The organism is Trebonia sp. (assembly GCF_049794275.1).
Taxonomy (GTDB): domain Bacteria; phylum Actinomycetota; class Actinomycetes; order Streptosporangiales; family Streptosporangiaceae; genus Trebonia.
Genome location: NZ_JBARCR010000837.1, coordinates 1 through 1,799 on the forward strand (window position 1 = coordinate 1; position 1,799 = coordinate 1,799).

At 74.2% G+C, this 1,799-nt stretch carries 2 protein-coding genes; one reads left to right on the forward strand and one right to left on the reverse strand.

The features are described from left to right. The first annotated feature begins 101 nt into the window (after positions 1 to 101). Positions 102 to 1,580 (forward strand): DUF5719 family protein, encoded by a 1,479-nt coding sequence (locus WA805_RS21730; protein WP_425243252.1) that lies wholly within the window; start codon positions 102 to 104, stop codon positions 1,578 to 1,580. A 12-nt stretch (positions 1,581 to 1,592) separates the two neighbouring features. On the opposite strand, the gene WA805_RS21735 is transcribed toward WA805_RS21730, so the two are convergent. Further along, a partial coding sequence (locus WA805_RS21735) for a metallopeptidase family protein (RefSeq protein ID WP_425243253.1) occupies positions 1,593 to 1,799 on the reverse strand: 207 nt, incomplete at its 5' end.

Here is a 1,799-nt window from a genome sequence, read left to right on the forward strand (position 1 = left end):
GCGGAACGGCACTCGCACCGCGCCCGCCGCCACGGTCGCCCGGGACGCCAGGGCCGCAGGCGGGGCGCGGATAACCAGCAGGGTCCGGACGGAGGCGCGTGATGCGCCGGTTCGGGCTCTTCGGCGCCGTGCTGCTGGTGCTGGCCGTGGTGTACGCAGTGGCGTGGCGCACCGAGCCGCGCAGCCCGCAAGCCGCCGCGCAGCCGGCCCCGCAGATGGCCGCCGTGACGTCGGTCACCAGATCCTGCCCGCCGCCCGCCCCGAACAGCGGCGCGGCACACATCGCGATGATCGCCCTGCCGTCACGCCGGGCGGCAACGGCGGCCGCTACGGCCGGGTTCACCGGCACGGGCTCGGCGACGCTGAGCCCCGTCTCGGCTACGCCGGGGGGGTCCGCGCCGCAACCGGTCACCGTGTCGGCGGTCAACACGCTGACGACCGTCACGGCGCCTGCGGCGACGGGAACCTCCGGGCAGGGCGGCACCGCGGTCGCAGCGTCCGGCCAGATGGCGGAGGGCTTCGAGGCGGAGCAGGCGGACGCCGCGGGCATGGGCATGGTCAGCTGCACCCACCCGAGCTCGGACATGTGGTTCGTCGGCAACGGAGCCGGCACCGGCGCGTCCGGGATCACGCTTTACCTGATGAACACCGGTGACCTCGCGGCCAGCGCCAACGTCACCCTGCTCACCGACGCCGGCCTGCAGACCGGGCTCACAACCGGCATCACGGTCGCCCCGCACCAGGTCGTGACCCAGCGCATCGCGCCGTTCGCGCGAGGCTCCGCCGCGCTGGCACTGCACGTGCAGACCAGCTCGGGCCAGGTGGCGGCCTCGGTCTGGGAGAGCGGCGCGTCCGGCGGCGCGTGGCTGCCGCAGGCGGCCGCCCCGGCGACCAACCTGGTGATACCCGGGCTGACCGTGGCGAGCAGCTCGGCGCGGCTCTTCGTGACGGTGCCTGGCGCCAGCGACGCGCGGGTCAAGGTGGTGGCCTTCACCGCCCAGGGGAAGTTCACCCAGTTCGGCACGACCCCCGTGGACGCGCCCTCGAGCGCGACCTCATCGTTCGCGCTCAGCTCCCTTGGCGCGTCGGCGGCGGGCCTGCTGCTGACCTCGAACGTGCCGATCGTCGCGGCGGTCCTGGTGCCGGGACAGGGCATGGGCTCGTTCACCACCGCCGTCCCGCCCATCACAGAGCAGGGCGTCGTGGCGGGCAACCCGGCCACCCGGGGGCTCACGGTCGGCGTGGTACTCACCGCCCCGGCCGGCGCGGCCAAGGCTAACGTCTCGGTCATTGGCGTGGCGGGCTCCGGTGCGCCGCCGGCTGGCGGCCAGCAGGTCGTGACAGTGCAGGCCGGCCACACCAGAGCGGTCACCGTGCCGCGGCCGCAAAACAGCCGGCAGCCGTTCGCGATCGTGATCACGCCCGCGGCCGGGTCGGGACCGCTCTACGCCGCGCGGGTGGTGACCTCTGGGACCGGCGGGCTGTCCGCTCCGATCACGTCTCTGCTGCCGGTGCAGAACGCGCTCACCATGATCTCCCTGCCGCCGGTCCAGAACGCCTACACGGCAGTCCTTCCCTAGCCAGGGTTACCCTCAGTCGAAGCCTTCGCGGTAGCCGGGGTCGATCGTCTCCGGATCGAGGCCGAGCACGCTGGCGAACTCCTCGACCACCACGCCGAAGACCAGGTCGCTGAGCTCGTCGTCGTCCTCGGCCCTGGCCATCAGCGGGCGGCGGTACACGACGATGCGCGCGGGCGTGGCGGGCCGGCCGGGGTTCCGCGGATCGGCCGAGCCCGGCAC

Coding starts and splice junctions, on each gene's coding strand:
- WA805_RS21730 (WP_425243252.1), top strand. CDS start 102: ATGCGCCGGTTCGGGCTCTTCGGCGCCGTGCTGCTGGTGCTGGCCGTG.